Origin of the sequence: Pantoea sp. Fr-CA_6 (assembly GCF_024520895.1) — a bacterium.
Taxonomy (GTDB): Bacteria; Pseudomonadota; Gammaproteobacteria; order Enterobacterales; family Enterobacteriaceae; genus Pantoea; species Pantoea agglomerans.
In genome coordinates this window covers 271-20,824 of record NZ_JALNPO010000025.1, presented here as the reverse complement: position 1 = coordinate 20,824, position 20,554 = coordinate 271, and the positions used below count along the sequence as shown (strand labels likewise).

Annotated in this window: 18 protein-coding genes and 2 other RNA genes (1 of these 20 cut by a window edge); 7 read left to right on the top strand and 13 right to left on the bottom strand. The window is 54.1% G+C overall.

The genetic code is table 11. From position 1 onward, the window contains the following. Nucleotides 1-19 precede the first annotated feature (19 nt). The 5 genes from wbaP to yeaG form a co-directional block, all read right to left on the bottom strand. Nucleotides 20-1,486, bottom strand: a complete 1,467-nt coding sequence (gene wbaP, locus NR201_RS22270) for an undecaprenyl-phosphate galactose phosphotransferase WbaP (RefSeq protein ID WP_029519111.1) — start codon at nucleotides 1,484-1,486, stop codon at nucleotides 20-22. Between the two features lie 377 nt (nucleotides 1,487-1,863). Then, nucleotides 1,864-2,097: a DUF1480 family protein gene (locus NR201_RS22265; RefSeq protein ID WP_010260598.1), complete on the bottom strand. Its 234-nt coding sequence runs from the start codon at nucleotides 2,095-2,097 to the stop codon at nucleotides 1,864-1,866. 78 nt (nucleotides 2,098-2,175) lie between these two features. Next, nucleotides 2,176-3,903, bottom strand: a complete 1,728-nt coding sequence (locus NR201_RS22260) for a potassium/proton antiporter (RefSeq protein WP_010670274.1) — start codon at nucleotides 3,901-3,903, stop codon at nucleotides 2,176-2,178. Between the two features lie 248 nt (nucleotides 3,904-4,151). Further along, the gene (locus NR201_RS22255; RefSeq protein WP_010260603.1) at nucleotides 4,152-5,426 is read right to left on the bottom strand and encodes a YeaH/YhbH family protein; all 1,275 of its coding nucleotides are present in this window, start codon (nucleotides 5,424-5,426) and stop codon (nucleotides 4,152-4,154) included. 89 nt (nucleotides 5,427-5,515) lie between these two features. After that, nucleotides 5,516-7,450 (bottom strand): protein kinase YeaG, encoded by a 1,935-nt coding sequence (gene yeaG / locus NR201_RS22250; RefSeq protein ID WP_010260606.1) that lies wholly within the window; start codon nucleotides 7,448-7,450, stop codon nucleotides 5,516-5,518. 420 nt (nucleotides 7,451-7,870) lie between these two features. On the opposite strand from yeaG, the gene NR201_RS22245 reads away from it, so the two are divergent. Both NR201_RS22245 and NR201_RS22240 read left to right on the top strand, forming a co-directional pair. Further along, on the top strand, nucleotides 7,871-8,620 hold the full coding sequence (locus NR201_RS22245) for a MipA/OmpV family protein (protein WP_172608740.1): 750 nt from the start codon (nucleotides 7,871-7,873) through the stop codon (nucleotides 8,618-8,620). A gap of 72 nt (nucleotides 8,621-8,692) precedes the next feature. Further along, nucleotides 8,693-9,544, top strand: a complete 852-nt coding sequence (locus NR201_RS22240) for an aldo/keto reductase (RefSeq protein ID WP_022625560.1) — start codon at nucleotides 8,693-8,695, stop codon at nucleotides 9,542-9,544. On the opposite strand, the gene NR201_RS22235 is transcribed toward NR201_RS22240, so the two are convergent. Both NR201_RS22235 and gapA read right to left on the bottom strand, forming a co-directional pair. Continuing rightward, entirely contained in the window at nucleotides 9,541-10,440 is a 900-nt protein-coding gene (locus NR201_RS22235; protein ID WP_172608739.1) for a D-hexose-6-phosphate mutarotase, read from the bottom strand. The two genes, NR201_RS22240 and NR201_RS22235, sit on opposite strands and share 4 nt — an antisense overlap. A gap of 74 nt (nucleotides 10,441-10,514) precedes the next feature. Then, nucleotides 10,515-11,513: a glyceraldehyde-3-phosphate dehydrogenase gene (gapA, locus tag NR201_RS22230; RefSeq protein WP_003852747.1), complete on the bottom strand. Its 999-nt coding sequence runs from the start codon at nucleotides 11,511-11,513 to the stop codon at nucleotides 10,515-10,517. A 341-nt stretch (nucleotides 11,514-11,854) separates the two neighbouring features. Between gapA and msrB the strand changes: the two genes are divergently transcribed. Continuing rightward, on the top strand, nucleotides 11,855-12,265 hold the full coding sequence (gene msrB, locus NR201_RS22225; protein ID WP_010670269.1) for a peptide-methionine (R)-S-oxide reductase MsrB: 411 nt from the start codon (nucleotides 11,855-11,857) through the stop codon (nucleotides 12,263-12,265). 5 nt (nucleotides 12,266-12,270) lie between these two features. Then, nucleotides 12,271-12,552: a YeaC family protein gene (locus NR201_RS22220; protein WP_003852750.1), complete on the top strand. Its 282-nt coding sequence runs from the start codon at nucleotides 12,271-12,273 to the stop codon at nucleotides 12,550-12,552. A gap of 29 nt (nucleotides 12,553-12,581) precedes the next feature. Here the strand turns inward: NR201_RS22220 and pncA are convergent, their stop codons facing one another. From pncA to sppA, 3 genes are all read right to left on the bottom strand, one after another. Continuing rightward, complete coding sequence (gene pncA / locus NR201_RS22215; protein WP_010260626.1) at nucleotides 12,582-13,190, bottom strand: bifunctional nicotinamidase/pyrazinamidase; 609 nt, start codon at nucleotides 13,188-13,190, stop codon at nucleotides 12,582-12,584. Nucleotides 13,191-13,206: 16 nt separating this feature from the next. Beyond that, a complete protein-coding gene (gene ansA, locus NR201_RS22210; RefSeq protein ID WP_010260629.1) occupies nucleotides 13,207-14,220 on the bottom strand; it encodes an asparaginase in 1,014 nt (337 codons plus the stop codon). 85 nt (nucleotides 14,221-14,305) lie between these two features. Continuing rightward, complete coding sequence (sppA, locus tag NR201_RS22205) at nucleotides 14,306-16,168, bottom strand: signal peptide peptidase SppA (protein WP_010260631.1); 1,863 nt, start codon at nucleotides 16,166-16,168, stop codon at nucleotides 14,306-14,308. A 173-nt stretch (nucleotides 16,169-16,341) separates the two neighbouring features. On the opposite strand from sppA, the gene NR201_RS22200 reads away from it, so the two are divergent. The 3 genes from NR201_RS22200 (at nucleotide 16,342) to NR201_RS22190 (ending at nucleotide 19,315) form a co-directional block, all read left to right on the top strand. Then, nucleotides 16,342-16,893: an NAD(P)H nitroreductase gene (locus tag NR201_RS22200; RefSeq protein WP_010260634.1), complete on the top strand. Its 552-nt coding sequence runs from the start codon at nucleotides 16,342-16,344 to the stop codon at nucleotides 16,891-16,893. 197 nt (nucleotides 16,894-17,090) lie between these two features. Beyond that, nucleotides 17,091-19,007, top strand: a complete 1,917-nt coding sequence (locus tag NR201_RS22195) for a DNA topoisomerase III (protein ID WP_010260636.1) — start codon at nucleotides 17,091-17,093, stop codon at nucleotides 19,005-19,007. Further along, nucleotides 19,004-19,315, top strand: coding sequence for a DUF1496 domain-containing protein (locus NR201_RS22190; protein WP_010670267.1), 312 nt, complete (start codon nucleotides 19,004-19,006; stop codon nucleotides 19,313-19,315). The genes NR201_RS22195 and NR201_RS22190 overlap by 4 nt, the downstream gene beginning before the upstream one ends. 33 nt (nucleotides 19,316-19,348) lie before the next feature. On the opposite strand, the gene xthA is transcribed toward NR201_RS22190, so the two are convergent. The 3 genes from xthA to NR201_RS22175 all read right to left on the bottom strand — a co-directional run. Beyond that, nucleotides 19,349-20,155 (bottom strand): exodeoxyribonuclease III, encoded by an 807-nt coding sequence (xthA, locus tag NR201_RS22185; RefSeq protein WP_172608738.1) that lies wholly within the window; start codon nucleotides 20,153-20,155, stop codon nucleotides 19,349-19,351. Nucleotides 20,156-20,313: 158 nt separating this feature from the next. Further along, nucleotides 20,314-20,441, bottom strand: a non-coding RNA gene (locus NR201_RS22180) — RtT sRNA. A 41-nt stretch (nucleotides 20,442-20,482) separates the two neighbouring features. Further along, nucleotides 20,483-20,554, bottom strand: a non-coding RNA gene (locus NR201_RS22175) — RtT sRNA (it continues 156 nt past the right edge of the window).

The following is a 20,554-nucleotide window of genomic DNA, read 5'->3' as shown; positions in this document are numbered from 1 at the left end:
AGGCATCGCAGAGGTCTGATTAGTAAGCGCCGTCGCGGCGTAACACCACGCCTGCGGTTTTGAACAGGATCGCGATATCGGTCCAGAGCGCCCAGTTTTTGACATACCAGGAGTCAAAATAGACGCGGGTGTCGTAGTCGATATCGTTACGTCCGCTGACCTGCCACAGACCGGTCATACCCGGCTTGGCCATCAGGTAGTAGTCGACATCACCGGCATAACGCTCCAGCTCAGCTTCAATCACCGGACGCGGGCCAACCAGGCTCATCTCGCCACGAATCACGTTCCACAGCTGCGGCAACTCGTCCAGACTGGTTTTACGCAGGAAACTACCAATCCGGGTCACGCGCGGGTCATTCTTCAGTTTGAAATCTTTGTCCCACTCAATTCGTGCCTCTTCGCTGGTTGCCAGTAATTTCTCCAGCACCTCTTTGGAATTGGTCACCATGGAACGGAATTTCAGACATTTGAATTTTTTGCCATTCTGGCCCACACGCTCGTGACCATAAATGGCATTGCCGCCATCACGTTTTACCATATAACAGAGCAGGGCGAAGATTGGGCCGAGAAACAGCAGCAGCATCGACGCCACCACGATATCAAAGGCACGCTTCATGAAACGGGAGGAGTGTTTCGCCAGGTTGTTGCTAACACGCAGAATCATCACTTCATGGCTGAAGATAAAGGACATGTCGGTGCCGTAAAGCGGCACGCCGCGCAGCGTCGGGATCACTGAAACTGAACGGCAGTTCATCTTCGACAGGAATTTCAGCCAGCGATCGCGCATCGGCTGCTGCTCATACTCCATAGCCACAATAAACTGCACGTTGTCACGGTCAATGGTCTGCCAGTTGATATCTTTCCAGGTGATCACCGGCACGCCATTCACGCTCTGCTGAGCCGGAACATCATCGACCGAGATAAAGGCCTGTACGTTGTAGCCCAGGATCTCTTCACTCTGCAGCGCCGCGTAAGCTTCGGTGGCGTTTCTGCCGGAGCCAATGATGATGGTCTCTTTCTGCCACTGACCCGCCTTGTGAATGGCGCGTTTAACCAGAGCACGCATCAGCGGCAGCAGCAGCAGGGCATATGTCCAGCTGAAGACCCACACCATGCGGGAGAAATCCCATTTAGAGAAGGCGATCAACGCGAGGTCGAGCAGCGAGAAAACAAATAATGTTTTAATGATCTCTTTCAGCTCAAACCAGAAGGGTTTGCGATAGGTATAGTGACGCAGGCGTACCCAGAACCAGCCGGTACACATGACTGACATAATAAACTGTGCCACAAAACGATATTCAATTTGATGAGGTGGAATAAAGGTATCCAGCTCGCCCCAAATACCCTGTATCGTCGCGGCAGATAAAAACAGTGCGAGGTTAAGTGCAATCAGATCGGAAAAGCTCAGGGCGAATTTCACGATGATATTTTTACGCGTGCCGCTCCACGAGCGGCTCGGGCTATTCATTATCAATGTACTTGCCATAAAACCTGCTCTCTTTCTCAAGTAAAAGATGGCCTGACCAGAATCATGTACGCGCTCAGGGGTGGGCTTCTGAAAAATTAAAAAATAATTTTCAGTCTGTTGCAGTCAGTAAAGCCAGTGCAGCTGCAAAAAAGATAACGGCTAAAGCGTGATAGTACTCACGAAATGTTGCAGCATTGAGAATGAGTATGCAGGAGTTATTTGACAGAGTTAATACGGAAAAAATCTGAAAACATCAAAAGTGATTAAAGTTTTAAATGGCTAAGTTTTGGTTTTTACTGGATAAAATAAGGCGGGGGTTGGTTATAACCAAACTGTTTAAGACGCTTTTTAGGAATTACCGCCAAATCTTACGACTGGCGGTAGTGATAACGGACTCAGGCAGGTTTTTTTAAAATCCAGCGGTCCTGCTGTTTATCGTAATGACCAATCTGCAGATCCACCGGTTCTCCGTCAATCCATGCCGGAACGCTGGTATCGCGATCCCAGCCATCAAGTTGGGTAATTAAGCCGGGATTGGTGTGACAGGGGATGCTGACGGTGTCGAGGTTCTCACTGTCAAGATCGGCATCAACAATCTCATAACGACCAATTTTAACCACGTGTCCCATTCATTTCTCCCGTTTTTGCTGGCATAGACTTTTAAGCTTAGCGTATCGACAGAAAATAACGTGGCTGAATGATTAGGATTATTCCTTCTCTTCAGCCGGACGGACACCAATCTTCACAATACGGTTATCCTCTTTCTCCGCGACGGTCCACGTCAGCTGATTCCACTCAACCTGATCGCCAACCACCGGCGCGCCGCCCAGCATACTCAGCACCAGTTGTCCCAGCGACTGCTGATCGTTGGTGTTCTCATCCAGTTCCAGTCCGTAAATCTGCGCAATATCGCGCAGGCGAGCTTCAGCATCCAGAATAAAGTCACCAAAGAAACGCTGGTCCAGGGAAACCGGCGGCGACTGGCTGAACATCTTACCCAGCGCCGGCAGATCGCGCTCACGGCCAATCACGCAGATGACGTCGTTCTCCCTGAGCCGCGTCCCATCATTCGGATGCATCAGCACATTGTCACGGAACAGGGCGGCGATGCGGGTCTCACGCGGCATCTGCAGGTCACGCAGTGCGGCACCGATGCACCACTTGTCAGCGCTGAGCTGGTAGACAAACTGCTCCCATGGATTTTCGGGGTGAATATCCAGGCCGATACGGCTGATAGGCGATGCGGTAGGCGGCACCACCACTTTGGCTTTTTTCGCTGCAAAGCCCAGCGAGGTGCCCTGCAACATCAGGGAGACCAGCACCACAAAGAAGGCGATATTAAAATAGAGCGACGCGTTTTCTAATCCGGCCATCATCGGGAAGACCGCAAGGATAATCGGCACCGCGCCGCGTAAACCGACCCAGCTGATAAAGACGCGTTCGCGGGTGGTAAAACTGCGAAACGGCAGCAGACCAATAAACACCGACAGAGGGCGCGCCACCAGAATCAGCCACAGTGAGAGGATCATCGCCGGAACTGCGATATGCCACAAATCAGACGGGGTTACCAGCAGTCCCAGCACGATGAACATGCCAATCTGACTCAGCCACGCCATGCCGTCAAAGGTCTGCAGAATGCCGTGACGGTTGCGAATCGGCCTGTTGCCCAGTAAAAAGCCGCACAGATAGACCGCCAGGATGCCGCTGCCCTCTAATACTGTGGTCAGGGCGAACACCAGAATGCCGCCACTCAACGCCAGCAGCGGATAGAGCCCACCGGCCAGACTGATACGGTTAATCAGCTGCTGCAGCGCCCAGCCGCCGCCCAGGCCCAGCACGATACCCAGACCAAACTGCTGCACCAGATGCACCAGGAACATCCAGTCAAGGCCGCTGCGGCCCTGCTCGATCATTTCAATCAGCGTAATGGTCAGGAACACCGCCATCGGATCGTTACTGCCCGATTCAATCTCCAGCGTGGAGCTGACGCGCTCATTCAGGCCTTTGTCACCCAGCAGTGAGAAGACGGCGGCGGCATCCGTGGAGCCGATAATCGCGCCAATCAGGAAGCCCTGCATCATATCCAGGTTAAACAACCAGGCGGCGACCACACCGGTTAAGCCTGCGGTAATCATGACCCCGACGGTCGCCAGCGACAGCGCTGGCCCCAGGGCAACTTTAAATGAGCTGGCTTTGGTCCGCATGCCGCCATCCAGCAAGATAATCGCCAGCGCCAGGTTTGAGATTAAGTAAGCCGCCGGATAGTTATCAAAGGCGATGCCGCCGATACCATCAACCCCGGTCAGCATGCCCAGGGCAAGGAAGATCACCAGAATGGGGATGCCCAGTCTGGATGAGAAAGAGCTGAGCAAAATGCTCGATGCGACCAGCACGGAACCGATGATAAACAGACTGTAGACAATAGTGTGGTTCAAACCCGATCTCCTGAGATATGACAGTGCGGTGCAGCGACTGGTGACAAATATCCATGCTATCTCTGAAAGATAATGTTTTATCAAGGAGTTGTCATTGTGAAAATGATCATTATACGAATTGCTTAACAGCGTATGGAATCAGATTAATGTGAAGAATGAGGGGGTTGGCAGGCAAGCGGCAGAAAACAGACTGTTTTAGCAGGTTATTCGGAAGATAAAAAAAGCCGGCGATGAGCCGGCTTAGTGCATCAGGCTTCCGTTGCCTGTTTATGGAACAGCGATCGGAACACCGGGTAGATATCTTCCGGCTCACGAATGTGTTCGATAGCAAAGTTATCGAACGTCGACTGCAGATGCTCATACTCTCGCCACAGCGTCTGATGTGCACGGCGGGTAATCTCGATATAACTGTAATAACGCACCACTGGCAGAATATGCTTCGCCAGGATCTCGTGACAGAGCGGTGAATCGTCGGCCCAGTTGTCGCCATCCGACGCCTGCGCAGCATAGATGTTCCACTGCGCCGGGTCATAGCGCTCTTTCACCACCTCATCCATGAGTTTCAGCGCACTGGAAACGATGGTGCCACCGGTCTCCTGGGAGTAGAAGAACTCCTGTTCATCCACCTCTTTGGCCTGCGTGTGATGACGAATGTAAACCACATCGACATTCTTGTAGGTGCGGCTCAGGAACAGGTAGAGCAGGATATAGAAGCGTTTCGCCATATCCTTGGTGGCCTGATCCATCGATCCGGATACATCCATCAGACAGAACATCACCGCCTGGCTGGAAGGCTCCGGCCGTTTCTCAAAGTTTTTGTAGCGCAGGTCGAAGGTGTCGATAAAAGGCACCCGTTCGATACGCGCCCGCAACTCGGCGATCTCTTTGCGCAGCCGCTCCTCCTCCAGAAGCTGAGCCGGTTCAGAGTTCTCAATCTCCAGCAGCGTTTCTTCCAGTTCGTGCAGCATCCGGCGTTTACCCGCGGTCATCGCCGTACGACGCGCCAGCGAGTTCTGCAGCGAACGTACGACGCTGATATTGGCAGGCACACCGTTGGAGGTGAAGCCGGCACGGTGGGTCTTATACTCATTCAACTGACGATGCTGGTTCCGGCGCAGGTTAGGCAGGGCGAGATCTTCAAACAGCAGGTCCAGATACTCATCTTTCGATATCTGAAAGACAAACTCATCCTGACCTTCACCATCCTGACTGGCATTGCCCTGGCCACTGCCGCCACCGCCTCCACCCTGCGGGCGCTCGACCCGGTCATTCTGCACAAAATGGTCGTTGCCCGGATGGACCCGATGGCGGTTGCCGCCGCGTCCCTGATGGAAAATTGGCTCATTGATGTCGTCAATCGGGATAGAGACAGACTCACCGCTGCTTACATCGGTCACCGAGCGTTTATTGATGGCCTCGGAGATCGACTGCTTAATTTGCGACTTATAACGGCGCAAGAAGCGCTGGCGGTTTACCGCGCTCTTGTTTTTGCCGTTGAGTCGGCGATCGATGAAATAGGCCATGGTATTCCCCCAAACTACATTGTAAGCAGGCCGGGCGAACCCGACCTCGTCAGACCGGTATCACTTACCGGCAAGCTTACAGACTCTTATCAGGACGATTTACGCACACGCAAATACCATTCACACAGCAGGCGAACCTGTTTGCGGGTATAGCCTTTTTCCATCATGCGATCGACAAAGTCATCATGTTTTTTCTGCTCATCGGTGGAGGTCTTGGTATTAAACGAGATCACCGGCAGCAACTCTTCCGTATTCGAGAACATTTTCTTCTCGATCACGGTGCGTAATTTCTCGTAACTGGTCCAGTTCGGGTTGCGACCGTTATTGTGTGCCCTGGCGCGCAGCACGAAGTTGACGATCTCATTACGGAAATCTTTCGGGTTACTGATGCCAGCGGGCTTCTCGATTTTTTCCAGTTCCGCGTTGAGCGATTCACGATCAAACAGCTGTCCGGTATCGGGATCGCGATACTCCTGATCCTGAATCCAGAAGTCGGCATAGGTCACATAGCGGTCAAAGATGTTCTGACCATATTCAGAGTAAGATTCCAGATAGGCGGTCTGAATCTCTTTGCCGATAAACTCAGCATATTTGGGGATCAGATAGCCTTTGAGGTGCTCAAGGTATTTCTCGGCCTGATCCTGTGGGAACTGTTCGCGCTCAATCTGCTGCTCCAGTACATAGAACAGGTGCACCGGGTTGGCCGCCACTTCGGCGTGGTCAAAGTTAAATACCCGCGACAGAATCTTAAAGGCAAAGCGGGTTGAAAGGCCGTTCATCCCCTCATCCACACCGGCGTAATCATGATACTCCTGCCATGACTTCGCCTTAGGGTCGGTATCTTTCAGGCTTTCACCATCGTAGACCCGCATTTTGGAATAGATGCTGGAGTTATCCGGATCCTTGAGACGTGACAGGATAGAGAAGCGTGCCAGGGTTTCCAGCGTACCCGGTGCGCAGGGCGAGGTCGCCAGCTCACTGTGATTAAGTAACTTGTCGTAGATTTTGATCTCTTCAGAGACCCGCAGGCAGTAGGGCACCTTGACGATATAGACACGGTCAAGGAACGCCTCATTATTCTTGTTATTACGGAACGTCACCCACTCTGATTCGTTGGAGTGCGCCAGAATAATGCCGTTAAACGGCAGCGCCGAAATCCCCTCGGTGCCATTGTAGTTACCTTCCTGCGTCGCCGTTAGTAACGGATGCAGCACCTTGATAGGCGCTTTGAACATCTCAACGAATTCCATGATCCCCTGGTTGGCACGGCAGAGTGCGCCGGAGTAACCGTAAGCATCAGGATCGTTTTGCGCGTGGTTTTCCAGTTTACGGATATCCACTTTACCCACCAGCGCGGAGATATCCTGGTTGTTCTCATCACCCGGTTCAGTTTTGGCAATCGCCAGCTGTTCCAGGATCGACGGCCAGACTTTCACCACTTTGAAACGCGAGATATCGCCGCCAAAATCGTGCAGTCGCTTAGCGGCCCACGGCGACATAATCGTGCCGAGATAACGGCGCGGCACGCCATACTCTTTTTCGAGAATATGCGCATCTTCCTGCGGATTAAACAGGCAGAGAGGGTGGTCATTAACCGGGCTGCGTTCCCCGTCGGCGCTCAGTACATAGATGGGCACCCGCTGCATCAGCGACTTAAGCCGTTCCGCCAGTGAGGATTTACCGCCACCTACCGGCCCCAGTAAATAGAGGATCTGTTTCTTCTCTTCCAGTCCCTGAGCGGCATGTTTCAGGTAGGAGACGATCTGTTCAATCGCTTCCTCCATGCCGTAAAACTCCTCGAACGCCGGATAGCGTCCCATCACACGATTGGAGAATATTCTGGAAAGGCGTGGCTCCTGAGCAGTATCGACCATTACTGGCTCTCCGATAGCCATTAACAGTCGCTCTGCAGCGTTGGCGTATGCACTGCGATCCTGCTTACAGATGGCAAGAAATTCCTGCAGTGTGAACTCTTCGTCCTTGGCAGCTTCATAACGCTGACGATAGTGATCGAATATATTCATAGCGATGCCCGTCCTTTCGTTTTTAGCACAGGTAAGGAGCGTAATTAGAGGCTTATAGCAGCTCCCGGAAGATATTCTCTGTTGAGTACAGCAACCCTTATGCCAACCTGATCTTTCTTATCGGGATACACAACTTTTGTGGTTACTCTGCTCGTACAAAATGTCTGCTGTTACTTCTAACTGTAGATGGCTTCTAGGAAATTTCCTCCACGGGTTTGGGTTAATGAGGGGAAGATCAACTGTACAGCGGGTCTGTTGTGAGATGCGTTCATATGGGTGATGCTTTAACTTAACGTGTTTTTAACCTTTAATGCCACTTTCATCGATCAGTCACTTAAAGGATTTCGATATAAGTTAATCCAGCCGTGAAAAAACGTTAGACTTCCTGTTTGATTGTTATATTTATGGAATGAATAAATTGTGAACCAATTCAAATTTAAGACGCTTGTTGCACTTCTGCCCTGTTATTTACTGGCCACGCACGCGAATGCCGCACCGCTTTCCATTGGTGCGTCGGTTATCTATGCCGAATCACCTTATCGCGGCGGCCAGGACCGGTATATCCCCGTTCCGGTTATCAATTATGAGGGTGAAGACTTCTGGTTCCGTAGCCTGCAGGGCGGCTACTACCTGTGGAAAGATCCTCAGAACCAGCTGTCACTGACGCTGCTGGGGTCACCGCAGGAGTACAAACCCAGCGACAACGACCTGGGCGACATGAAAGGGCTGGATAAACGCCGCATGACGCTGATGGGGGGTGCAACCTATCGTCACACCGCTGACTGGGGGATTGTCCGTACCTCATTGCTGGGGGATGTGCTCAATAACAGCAACGGGATGATCTGGGACCTGACATACCTCTATCGCTTCCAGATGGGTGACTTCAGCCTGACGCCGGGCATCGGGGCCACGTGGAACAGCGCCAATCAAAACCGTTATTACTATGGTGTATCCGGGCATGAAAGCGCCCGTACCGGCATCAGCCGTTACAATCCGGATGACAGCTGGTCACCTTATGTGGAACTGAGCGCCAGCTATCAGATTGCGCAACAGTGGAATGCCAGCGTTATGGGACGTTACGTCCGCTTCGACAGCGAAATCAAAGACAGCCCGATGATTGATAAAAGCGGGCAGGCGTTAATCTGGACGGGTGTCAGCTATACCTTCTGATAACGCACCAAAAGAGGGCATTTAATGCCCTCTGTTCTTTTACAGGGCCTCAGAATGGGGCGGGAGAGCAGAATGCGTAACACGATTAACTTTGCCGGTTTTGGCGATCTGCCGGTGATCGGTCAGGGCACCTGGTATATGGGTGAAAACCCGGCGCAGCGTGCTGATGAAGTCGCTGCATTGCAGGCGGGTCTTGAGTGCGGCTTGAAGCTTATCGATACCGCCGAAATGTATGCAGATGGCGGAGCCGAAGAGGTGGTCGGGCAGGCACTGCTGGGCCGTCGCGACCGGGCGCTGCTGGTCTCCAAAGTTTATCCGTGGAATGCGGGCGAAGTGGATGCCATTGCAGCCTGTGAGCGCAGCCTGCAACGTCTGCAAACCGATTATCTCGATCTCTACCTGTTGCACTGGCGCGGCAATATTCCGCTGGAAGAGACACTGCGCGCCATGGAACGCCTGCAGCAGCAGGGCAAAATTCGTCACTGGGGCGTATCGAATTTTGACACCGATGATATGGCCGAACTGTGGGATGAAGAGAAGGGCGAGGCCTGCGCGACCAATCAGGTGCTCTATCATCTGGCTTCACGCGGCATTGAATTTGATCTGCTGCCGGCATGTCAGCAGCGTGGCGTACCGGTCATGGCCTACTGTCCGCTGGCCCAGGCCGGACGGCTACGTGACTCACTCTTTACCGATCCTCAGCTGACTCAGATTGCACAGCAGAAGGGCATCAGCGTGGCGCAATTACTGCTGGCCTGGGTGATTCGTCAGCCAGGGGTGATTGCCATTCCTAAAGCTAGTTCCGTGGCCCACGTTCAGGAAAATGCGGCGGCGCTGGAGGTGGAACTGACCGATGAGGATTTGCAGCTAATCGATCGCGCCTGGCCAGCGCCACAGCATAAATCGCCGCTGGATATTGTTTAGCCGTTAACGTTGTCGCTGGCTGCGGCTTTCTTTTTGAGGCGGAATGTCGTGGCCAGTCGTGCCGGTTTCTCTCCTGCGCTGCGTAACGGTTTGCTGATACGCGCCGTCTCCACACAGACCATGGTCTTATAGCCCTCATTCGCCATATCCGTCATGCTGCAGGAGAGTTCCACACCCGGATTCCACGTGACAACGTCACTATGATGATGGTGGTACACCTCGATCTGCCGCTCACCCGCGGTATCATTAATCACTGAGCAATCTTCTGCTGCGGTAAAGATACGGTCGATGCGTCCAGGATAACGCTGTTTGCCGTCGCTGCGGGCCACCTCGCCGTTGTTGACTTTGTCGATATAGCTATTGCCCAGACCCGAGACTTCCACACCGTTGATGTCGCTGACGGTAAAGTAGCTGTGCAGAGCCGCCGTCGCTTCAAAGTCACCATAGGCTTCCAGCTCAATCTCACAATGCTGGCCCAGCCGGAAGCGGGCAATCAGGGTGAATTCATGCGGCCAGAGCTTCAGCGTCTGAGGGGTGCTCTCCAGCACCAGCGTCAGCATGACGCCCTCTTCATTTTCATCATGCGCCGTGAGCTTCCACGGCTGAACCCGCGCAAAGCCGTGTGCCGGTTCGCCCGCCGGGCCGAACCACGGCCAGCAGATCGGAACGCCGCCACGAATCGCCTTACCCGGTGCAAAGAGACTCTTATCACTCAGCCAGAGTACCGGCTTTTCGCCGCTGGGTTGCCAGGCGATGAGGTGCGCGCCCTGAAGCGTAATGGCTGCCCGCACTTTAGGGTGACTCACAACAATGGCGGGGAGTTCACCTATCTGGCGCTGGGTGAGGTAAGGGGAGATCTGCGTGACCACCGGCAGAGAAAACAGTTTATCTTGCATGTTTGATTCCTTCCTGAGCGGATCAAAAAAAGGGCGACCGAAGTCGCCCTTATTCTCAATGATGTCTGGCTGCCTTATTTAGCAGAAACCAGTGCAATCAGGTCGAGAACTTTGTTTGAGTAGCCAGTTTCGTTGTCGTACCAGGAAACCAGTTTCACAAAGTTGTCGTTCAGCGCGATACCGGCTTTAGCGTCAAACACTGAAGTCAGGATTTCGCCGTTGAAGTCGGTAGAAACCACGTCATCTTCAACGTAGCCCAGAACGTCTTTCATCTCACCTTCTGCAGCCGCTTTAATTGCAGCACAGATTTCTTTGTAAGAAGCCGCTTTTTCCAGACGCACGGTCAGGTCAACAACGGAAACGTTAGGGGTTGGTACGCGGAATGCCATACCGGTCAGTTTGCCGTTCAGCTCTGGCAGAACTTTACCAACGGCTTTAGCTGCGCCAGTTGATGAAGGAATGATGTTCTGCGATGCGCCGCGGCCGCCGCGCCAGTCTTTATGAGACGGGCCATCAACGGTTTTCTGAGTAGCAGTGGTGGCGTGAACGGTCGTCATCAGACCTTCAACGATGCCAAACTTGTCGTTGATCACTTTTGCCAGCGGTGCCAGGCAGTTAGTGGTACAGGATGCGTTAGACACGATATCCTGGCCATCATATTTGTCGAAGTTTGCACCACGAACAAACATTGGGGTGTCATCTTTAGATGGACCGGTCAGAACGACTTTCTTAGCACCTGCGGTGATGTGTTTACGCGCGGTTTCGTCGGTCAGGAAGATACCGGTTGCTTCAGCAACAACGTCAACGCCCACTTCATCCCACTTCAGGTTGGCCGGATCACGTTCAGCGGTAACACGGATTTTTTTACCGTTAACCACCAGTGCGCCATCCTGAACTTCTACGGTACCGTCGAAACGACCGTGAGTAGAGTCATACTTCAGCATGTACGCCATGTAATCCGCGTCCAGCAGGTCGTTGATAGCAACGATTTCGATGTCAGAACGCTTTTGAGCAGCACGGAAAACGATGCGACCGATACGGCCGAAACCGTTGATACCTACTTTGATAGTCATATATTCCACCAGCTATTGGTTAGTGAATAAAAGGTTGCCTGTAAAATTACAAAAACCTTACCAGGCGTCAAGCGGAATCGTGTCAATTGTTGCGACAAATCAATTCGCCTGAGAGGAATTATTCGATGCGCAACCGCTTGCGCGCCGCCAATGATATCGCGCTTCGTTGAATCAATCGCCGAATATATAGGGATGCTCCGGATAAAAGGTGATCGATGTCACAAATCCGCTTAGCAGAGAGCAGGCTGAAAGGGTGAGCACAAAAAAAGACCCGGGTTATGTTGATCATTTGTTAGAATAATAGTCGAATTTTTCAGAATGGCACTGCCCGGAATCCTAAAATGGCTAAAGACACCGCACCCGAAGCAAAAATTGCACAGTTGACTGAAATGCAACGCTACGTCACTCAGCAACGCGGAACGGAACCGCCTTACAGCGGCGCACTGCTGCACAACAAGCAGGAAGGGATCTACCACTGTCTGATCTGTGAGGCGCCACTTTTTCTCTCTGAGACGAAGTATGACTCTGGCTGTGGCTGGCCCAGTTTCTACCAGCCGGTCAGTGATGATGCGATTCGCTATATTGAAGATGATTCACACGGCATGCAGCGTATTGAGATCCGCTGTGGCAGTTGCGATGCGCACCTGGGACATGTCTTCCCTGACGGCCCGCAGCCGACCGGCGAACGCTATTGTGTTAACTCCGCCTCGCTGAATTTCACCGACGAGCAGGGCGAACAGACCAAAGGGTAATGGCGATGAAGGAACAGCTTGAAGCAATGCTTGCATCGATGACGCCTGAAGTCTATCAGCGTCTTGCCACGGCGGTTGAGATTGGTAAATGGCCTGATGGCGTGGCACTGACCCAGGAGCAGCGCGACAATTGCCTGCAGCTGGTCATGATGTGGCAGGCGCGGCACAACGACGCGCCCCAGCACATGACCATCGGCAAAGGTGGCGAAATGGTGATGAAGTCGAAAAAAGAGCTCAAGGAAGAGTTTGGAATTGACCCTGACGTGACCCGCATCCATCTGCATTAAAAAAAAGCTGGCGTCATGCCAGCTCCATTTTAAATCAGAATCGCGCCCTGAGCGGTCATCTGGGCAAAGGCAATTTCGCTGTCCTCGGGATTCAGATTGACGCCCCGGCAGCCCTCTTTAACCACCTCAACGTGATAACCCAGCTCCAGCGCATCCAGCACGCTATATTTTACGCAGTAATCCGTCGCCAGCCCCAGCATCACCAGATGGGTGATCCCACGCTCACGCAGCCAGCTGTCCAGCTCGGTCTTACGGCGATGGCCATTGTCAAAAAAGGCGCTATAGCTGTCGACATCCTGATCCTGGCCCTTATGGAACGTCGCATCGAACAGTGAGCGATCGAGACCCGGATGAAAATCAGCGCCAGTCGAGCCCTGAATGCCGTGATCGGGCCACCAGATCTGGGCCAGACCATTTAACTCGCCCAGCGTGTAGACCGGCTCGCCGGAAACCGAGGCAAAACTGCCGTGATCGGCCGGATGCCAGTCCTGCAGTGCCAGTACGCATTCCCCGTTTTCACGGAACAGTCGCGCATAACGATTTGCCACCTCGACCGTATGGTCACCCTCATGGACTGCCATCGGGCCGCCGGGGCAAAAATCGTTCTGAATATCAATAATGATGAGTGCCCGCTTCATTACATATCGCTCCGTTTCAGTCTTCAGTCAGTTCGCCGCGCAAATTCTGCTGCATTCTGGCTCGAATTTGATCGGCCGAAAGATCCTGGCTGAGTAAAAAGTGTAGCTTTGTCAGCGCCGCTTCCACGGTGAGGTCAAATCCGCTGATGACACCAGCATGTTCCAGCGCATTGCCGGTAGCGTATCCGCCCATATTCACTTTGCCGGAAATACACTGGGTGAGATTTACCACCACGATGCCACGCTCGCTGGCCTGCTGCAATTCTGCCAGAAATTCCTTGTTCTGCGGTGCATTACCCACACCATAGGAGCGCAGGATCAATGCTTTGACTGGCTGACGCAGAAAGTTACGTACAACGTCGGCTGAAATGCCGGGATAGATGGTGACCACGCCAATAGGCTGAGGCGTAATGGTGTGAACCTTCAGTTCGCCCTGACCGGCTGGGGCTGGCGGTGTATTGAGGCGACGAATATGAATGCCCGCTTCCAGCAGCGCAGAGAGGTTGGGCGAAGCAAAAGCGTTGAAGCCGTCTGCATGTGCCTTGGTGGTCCGGTTACCGCGATAGAGCGTGTTATTGAAAAACAGCGACACTTCGCTGATCGGATAGTTGGCCGCCACATAGAGCGAATTTAAGAGATTCTGCTGACCATCTGAACGTAACTCCGCTAACGGAATCTGCGAGCCCGTGACGATAACCGGCTTGGCCAGATTTTCCAGCATAAAGGAGAGTGCTGAGGCGGTAAATGCCATGGTGTCGGTGCCATGCAGGATCACAAAACCATCATAGCGATCGTAGTTCTGACGGATATCTTCTGCGATAGACTGCCAGTCCTGCGGGGTCATGTCGGAAGAGTCGATCAGCGGCTGATACTCATGAATGGTGAAATCAGGCATCTCAGGGCGGTGGAACTCCGGCATGTTAGCCAGCTGTTGCTGCAGGTGTCCGGAGACGGGAATATAACCCTGCGCCGAACGCTGCATACCGATCGTCCCGCCAGTGTAGGCTACGTAGATGTTTTTCTTTTGCATTAGAGAACTCAGACTCGCCATAAAACGCGCAGTATAAGGGGAATAGCGGGGAAAAGCAGCCCGACCAGCGGCCGGGCTGCGAGGTTTATCGCACTTCGCCGCAGTTCAGGCAGAATGCATAACGGTTCTGAGGATCGTTCTGCTTGTCGAACAGACCAGGCTGGGCTTTCATAGCACTCATCACATCCAGCATCGGTGCTGGCAGCCAGGCTTTCAGCGTATCAGGCAGGACAGCCTGCACCGACGCGTTCATCTGGCTCAGCATCATATCCAGGAAGCTTGGGTCATCCTGATACCAGCTCAGCTGCGGATTACTGACTTTCGCCAGCTCGCCCGCCTTCTTCACGGCATCATCGAAGTCACCCAGTGCATCAACCAGACCATTGGCTTTCGCATCGCTGCCGGTCCAGACGTGGCCCTGTGCAATGGCATCAATCTGCTCTGGCGTTTTATGACGTGACTTCGCCACCAGACCGACAAAGTTGCGGTAGCCATTTTCGATGGTCAGCTGCATCAGTTGCTGAACTTCCGTTGGCAGCGCTTTGGTGGTTGAGATATCCGCCAGCGGTGAGGTCGCAACACCGTCGGTGTGCACGCCAATACTGTCCAGGCTGTTCTCCAGCGTATTGATCACGCCGAAGATGCCAATCGAGCCAGTCAGCGTGCTGGGGTTCGCCACAATGTAGCTGGCAGGCGTTGAGATCCAGTAACCGCCAGACGCCGCCATGCCTCCCATCGAGACCACAATCGGCTTACCGGCCGCCTGCGCTGCCGCCAGCTCTTCACGAATCGCTTCCGAGGCGGTGACGCTGCCACCCGGGCTATTCACCCGCAGAATAATCGCTTTGATTTTCGGATCGAGACGCGCATCGCGGATCTGCGCCGCCGTCGTGTCGCCACCGACGTTGCCCGGCGTCTCTTCACCATCCATGATGGCACCGCTGGCCATGACCACCGCGATGTTGCCATCCTGCTGCGTGGAGGTGGTTTTCACGCTGTAGTCATAGATGCTGACGCTACGGTAATCGTTGCTCTGCTTATCCAGACCAAAGGTTTTTACCAGCTCCTGATCGGCTGCCGCACGTGAACCCAGGGCATCGACCAGCTTGTTATCCAGCGCATATTGCGCGGTATCGCCTTTCACGGCGTTTAATCCGGCAATAATCGCAGCAGCACCGGGGAAGAGTTGCTCCGGCGTAATCTGGCGGTTCGCTGCCACGGTGTTCAGGTAGTTCTGCCACAGCTGACCGACCCAGCGGCTGTCAGCATCCCGTGCGGCAGGGGACATGTCGTCACGCAGGAACGGCTCAACCGCTGATTTGTAGGTTCCGACACGGAAGACGTGTGAGGTGACTTTCAGCTTCTCCAGCAGGGTTTTGTAATAGAGTCCGTTGGTGGCGAAACCATGCAGATCTACGGTGCCCTGTGGCGACAGATAGATTTTGGTGGCGTAGCTGGCAAGGTAATACTGCGCCTGGCTGTAGCTGTCGCCGAGTGCATAAATCGGCTTGCCGCTGTCGCGGAATTCGCGCAGCGCTTTACCCACATATTGCAGTGAAGGCTGATCGCCACCGGCAAATTCGCGTAAATCGAGCACCATGCCTTTAATGTTGCTGTCATCTTTTGCCTGACGAATAGCGTCGACCACATCAAAGAGCGAATTTTCCTGTAAGCGGTCACTGCTGGCACCCAGCAGCTGGCGGCCAATTTTGCTCAGACGATTGCTTACCGACGGTTTATCCACCAGCACGCCGCTGAGATCCACTTTCAGTGCGCCTTGCTGAATCGGCGCTGAACTGCCGCCCGACCCGCTGACCTGCAGCCAGATCCCTACACCCACCACAATCAACAAAATCAGGAAAATATTCAGAATAAATTCCCTGATAAAATTCAGTACCCGCCAGCTCCAGCGGAACAGACCTGCAATTATTCGCCACAATGTGCGCATCAGACTCTCCATAAATATGTAGCAGGAAGTGGCCGCCGCGCGGACCAGACTTCCCCGACGAGCTCATCCTAAAGAGCGGCGTGTTAAAAGTCAGCAGGAAATCACTGCGCACTGTTACAAAAAATCTGCCTGTGCCAGGATAACTGCAACATTACAGAGATCGGGAGAGAAACATGGACGCACTGGAGTTACTGGTCAACCGACGTTCGGCCTCACGCCTGACTGAGCCGGCACCTGCGGGTGACGCACTGGAAAATATCCTGCGGGCTGGTATGCGTGCCCCGGATCACGGCACGCTGCAACCCTGGCGCTTTATCATTGTGGAAAATGAGGGACGTGACCGGCTGAGCCAGCTGCTGGAGCAGGCAGCACGCGATAAACAGCTGGATGAAAAGGCGATTAACAAAGCGAGCCAGTCACCGTTTCGCGCACCGATGATCATTACGGTGGTGGCACATTGTGAAGCGCACCACAAAGTGCCGCGCTGGGAGCAGATCGCCTCGGCAAGCTGTGCAGTGATGGCCATGCAGATGGCGGCCGTCGCTCAGGGTTACAACGGTATCTGGCGCAGTGGTCCCTGGACCGATGACGAGCAGGTACGCCAGGGGTTTGGCTGCCGCGAACAGGATGCCATCGTCGGCTTTCTCTATCTGGGCACCCCGCAACTGAAATCCAGCACTACGGTGCTCCCACCTGACACGGCGCCTTTCGTCCGTTACTTCTGACTATAATGCTTGTCCGGTTCCGGCAGGGTGCATTTCAGCCCTGCTTTTTGCACGGTTCCTGTGCGAACGATCGCTAACGCCGCGCATCACACTTACGCCAGCGGGCCTGCCAGGCTAACATAGCCCCAGTATTCAAACCGACAGCGGACAACCGGTTATCACTGCGTTCCCCCTGATGTTAAGGATTACCTGATTCAATGCGTTTGTTTATTGCGGAAAAACCGAGCCTGGGGCGTGCTATCGCAGATGTGCTGCCGAAACCGCATCGACGCGGTGATGGATTCATTGCCTGCGGCAATGATCAGATCGTCACCTGGTGCGTAGGCCATCTTCTGGAGCAGGCGCAACCCGACAGTTATGACAGCCGTTATGCACGCTGGTCGCTGGCGGATTTACCCATCATTCCGGAAAAATGGCAGCTAAAACCGCGTCCCTCGGTTGCTAAGCAACTGAAAGTAGTTGAAGGCTTGCTGGCGCAGGCGAATGAAGTGGTGCATGCCGGTGACCCGGATCGGGAAGGGCAGTTGCTGGTGGATGAGGTGCTCGACTACCTGAACCTGCCGGCTGAAAAACGCAGCAAGGTGCAGCGCTGTCTGATTAACGATCTCAATCCTCAGGCGGTGGACCGGGCAGTAAACCGCCTGCGTGAAAATCGCGAGTTTATTCCGTTGTGCGTCTCGGCGCTGGCCCGCGCCCGGGCGGACTGGCTCTATGGCATTAACATGACCCGCGCCTGGACGCTGCTGGGACGCAATGCAGGCTATGATGGCGTACTGTCGGTGGGCCGGGTGCAGACGCCGGTGCTTGGGCTGGTGGTCCGGCGCGATGAAGAGATCGAGAACTTCGTGCCGAAAGATTACTTCGAAGTGAAAGCGCACATCCTCACGCCTGACGGCGCCCGATTTATCGCCAGCTGGATCCCCAGTGAAGCCTGTGAACCGTGGCAGGATGAAGAGGGCCGTCTGCTCAAACGCGCACTGGCCGAGCATGTGGTGGCGCGTATTACGGGCCAGCCGGCGATCGTCACCGCTTACAGCGACAAACGCGAAAATGAGGTGGCGCCGCTGCCCTTTTCCTTATCCAGCCTGCAGATTGAGGCCGCTAAACGTTACGGGCTGAGTGCGCAGACGGTGCTGGATACCTGCCAGCGGCTTTACGAAACCCACAAACTGATTACCTATCCCCGTTCGGACAGCCGCTATCTGCCTGAAGAGCATTTTGCCGGTCGTCATGCGGTGTTAAAGGCGATACAGGCGCATCAGTCACAGCTGACCCCGCCGGCAGATTTCGATGCCGATCGCAGAAATCGCTGCTGGGATGATAAAAAAGTGGATGCCCACCACGCCATTATTCCAACGGCCCGTGCCAGCGCGGTGAAACTCAGTGAAAACGAGCAGCATATCTATGAACTGGTGGCGCGCCAGTATCTGATGCAGTTCTGCCCGGATGCGGTATTCCGCAAATGTGTCATCGATCTCGATATTGCTGGCGGAAAATTCGTGGCGAAAGCGCGCTTCCTGGCGGAAGCGGGCTGGCGTGCGCTGCTGGGCAACAAAGAGCGTGATGAAGAGAACGACGGCATGCCGTTGCCGGTGGTAGCGAAAGGGGATGAGCTGCTGTGTGAGCGCGGAGAGGTGCTGGCGAAGCAAACCCAGCCGCCACGCCCGTTTACCGATGCCACCATTCTTTCTGCAATGACCGGCATTGCCCGTTTCGTTCAGGATAAAGAATTAAAGAAAGTACTGCGTGCGACCGATGGTTTAGGAACGGAAGCCACACGCGCCGGCATTATCGAATTACTGTTTCGTCGTGGCTTCCTGGTGAAGAAGGGCCGCTATATCAATTCTACGGATGCCGGACGCGCCCTGATTCACTCCCTGCCCGATCTGGCAGCACGCCCGGATATGACGGCGCAGTGGGAATCGACACTGACGCGTATCAGCGAAAAGGCCTGCCGCTATGATGAATTCATGCAGCCGCTGGTGCAGACCTTAACCGGTCTGATCCAGCAGGCGCGACAGCAGCCTGCGGCGCATGCATTTCGGGGATTACCGTCCACCGGACAGAAACGTCCGGTGCGCAAAACCAGGCGTAAAGTGAAGGAGACGGAATGAGGCGTTATTCAGTATTACTGCTCGTGGCCCTGTCGCTGGCGACCAGCGTGGCGCAGGCCAACAGTCGTTATCAGTCGATGCCACAGCAGGGCAGCAACGGTGGTAACACCGATGTCGTGGTGGATATGCCACCCGAGGCATGGACACAGGCAGAGAGACGTCAGCCAGACTGTCTCCGCTGCTGTATCTTTGAGAACCGTAACTACACGGAAGGCGCGGTGGTGAAATCAGAGGGGGTGTTGCTGCAATGTACCCGTGATGAACACTCCATCGGCACCAATAACCTGATCTGGAAAATAGTGAAATAGCCGTCGCGTGGCGCTCTGCCACGCGACCGTCAGTTAAAAGCGGAAGATTGACCAGATGGGTGCGTGGTCAGATGGTTTTTCCATGCCCCGGATCTCATAATCAATGCCGGTCTCAACGCAGTGCGACGCCAGGGTTTTGCTCGCCAGCACCAGATCGATGCGTAACCCGCGATTATCATCAAATCCTTTCGAACGGTAATCGAACCAGGAAAAGCGATCCGCCACCTCCGGATTGTGCTCACGCCAGGTATCAACCAGTCCCCAGCCCAGCAGGCGGTCCATCCACTCGCGCTCTTCCGGCAGGAAGGAGCATTTGCCGGTGCGCAGCCAGCGCTTGCGACTCTCCTCACCAATACCAATATCCCGATCGGTGCTGCTGATATTCATGTCGCCCATAATCAGAACCGGCTTATCAGCAGGCAGGTCTTCGGTCAGCAGACGTTGCAGATCGCGATAGAATTTCTCTTTAGCCGGAAACTTAGTGGGATGGTCGCGGCTCTCGCCCTGCGGAAAATAGCCGTTAATTACCGTGATGTCGCCAATCGGGCTGGGAAGCTCCGCGATGATCAGGCGGCGCTGGGATTCTTCGTCATCACCCGGGAAACCCCGGCTCACTGACACTGGCTCAGCTTTGGTTAACAGGGCAACACCGTAGTGACCTTTCTGTCCATGATAGAAGACGTGATAGCCGAGCTTTGACACCTCTTCCAGCGGGAACATGTCGTCATGGACCTTGGTTTCCTGCAGACCGATAACATCGGGCTGATGCTGTTCGACAAGTGCCTGAAGCTGATGCGGGCGGGCACGCAACCCATTGATGTTAAATGAAACAAATTTCATGAGATCGACCGTTGTTCAGAAATGTCAGGCGGAGATGGTAGCGATTTTTGCTGAAAAAGTCATGGCGGAACAGGCTGAGATTGTGTGAAAGCGGGCAGGAATGTGGGGGCGAACAGGAAGCTTAGGTATTGGTCTGGGATTGAGTGCAACATGCGAGATGGTGGTGGGAGAAGGATTATTCGGCGCGTTGCGCCTCACCCTGCGGGCCGCGCTGAAGCGCGTTGTCTCGCGATGCTCGACCCGAACCTTAATCGAAGGTTCTCATCCCTCTCCCCGCAGAACAGGAAGCTTAGGTATTATTTGGGGGATGGTGTGCAACATACGAGATGGTGGTGGGAGAAGGATTATTCGGCGCGTTGCGCCTCACCCTGCGGGCCGCGCTGAAGCGCGTTGTCTCGC

What these genes read in the sequence shown, in the direction of transcription:
- wbaP (WP_029519111.1), bottom strand. Translation starts at nt 1,486, where the DNA reads ATGGCAAGTACATTGATAATGAATAGCCCGAGCCGCTCGTGGAGCGGC.
- NR201_RS22265 (WP_010260598.1), bottom strand. Translation starts at nt 2,097, where the DNA reads ATGGGACACGTGGTTAAAATTGGTCGTTATGAGATTGTTGATGCCGAT.
- NR201_RS22255 (WP_010260603.1), bottom strand. Translation starts at nt 5,426, where the DNA reads ATGGCCTATTTCATCGATCGCCGACTCAACGGCAAAAACAAGAGCGCG.
- yeaG (WP_010260606.1), bottom strand. Translation starts at nt 7,450, where the DNA reads ATGAATATATTCGATCACTATCGTCAGCGTTATGAAGCTGCCAAGGAC.
- NR201_RS22240 (WP_022625560.1), top strand. Translation starts at nt 8,693, where the DNA reads ATGCGTAACACGATTAACTTTGCCGGTTTTGGCGATCTGCCGGTGATC.
- NR201_RS22235 (WP_172608739.1), bottom strand. Translation starts at nt 10,440, where the DNA reads ATGCAAGATAAACTGTTTTCTCTGCCGGTGGTCACGCAGATCTCCCCT.
- gapA (WP_003852747.1), bottom strand. Translation starts at nt 11,513, where the DNA reads ATGACTATCAAAGTAGGTATCAACGGTTTCGGCCGTATCGGTCGCATC.
- msrB (WP_010670269.1), top strand. Translation starts at nt 11,855, where the DNA reads ATGGCTAAAGACACCGCACCCGAAGCAAAAATTGCACAGTTGACTGAA.
- NR201_RS22220 (WP_003852750.1), top strand. Translation starts at nt 12,271, where the DNA reads ATGAAGGAACAGCTTGAAGCAATGCTTGCATCGATGACGCCTGAAGTC.
- pncA (WP_010260626.1), bottom strand. Translation starts at nt 13,190, where the DNA reads ATGAAGCGGGCACTCATCATTATTGATATTCAGAACGATTTTTGCCCC.
- ansA (WP_010260629.1), bottom strand. Translation starts at nt 14,220, where the DNA reads ATGCAAAAGAAAAACATCTACGTAGCCTACACTGGCGGGACGATCGGT.
- sppA (WP_010260631.1), bottom strand. Translation starts at nt 16,168, where the DNA reads ATGCGCACATTGTGGCGAATAATTGCAGGTCTGTTCCGCTGGAGCTGG.
- NR201_RS22200 (WP_010260634.1), top strand. Translation starts at nt 16,342, where the DNA reads ATGGACGCACTGGAGTTACTGGTCAACCGACGTTCGGCCTCACGCCTG.
- NR201_RS22195 (WP_010260636.1), top strand. Translation starts at nt 17,091, where the DNA reads ATGCGTTTGTTTATTGCGGAAAAACCGAGCCTGGGGCGTGCTATCGCA.
- NR201_RS22190 (WP_010670267.1), top strand. Translation starts at nt 19,004, where the DNA reads ATGAGGCGTTATTCAGTATTACTGCTCGTGGCCCTGTCGCTGGCGACC.
- xthA (WP_172608738.1), bottom strand. Translation starts at nt 20,155, where the DNA reads ATGAAATTTGTTTCATTTAACATCAATGGGTTGCGTGCCCGCCCGCAT.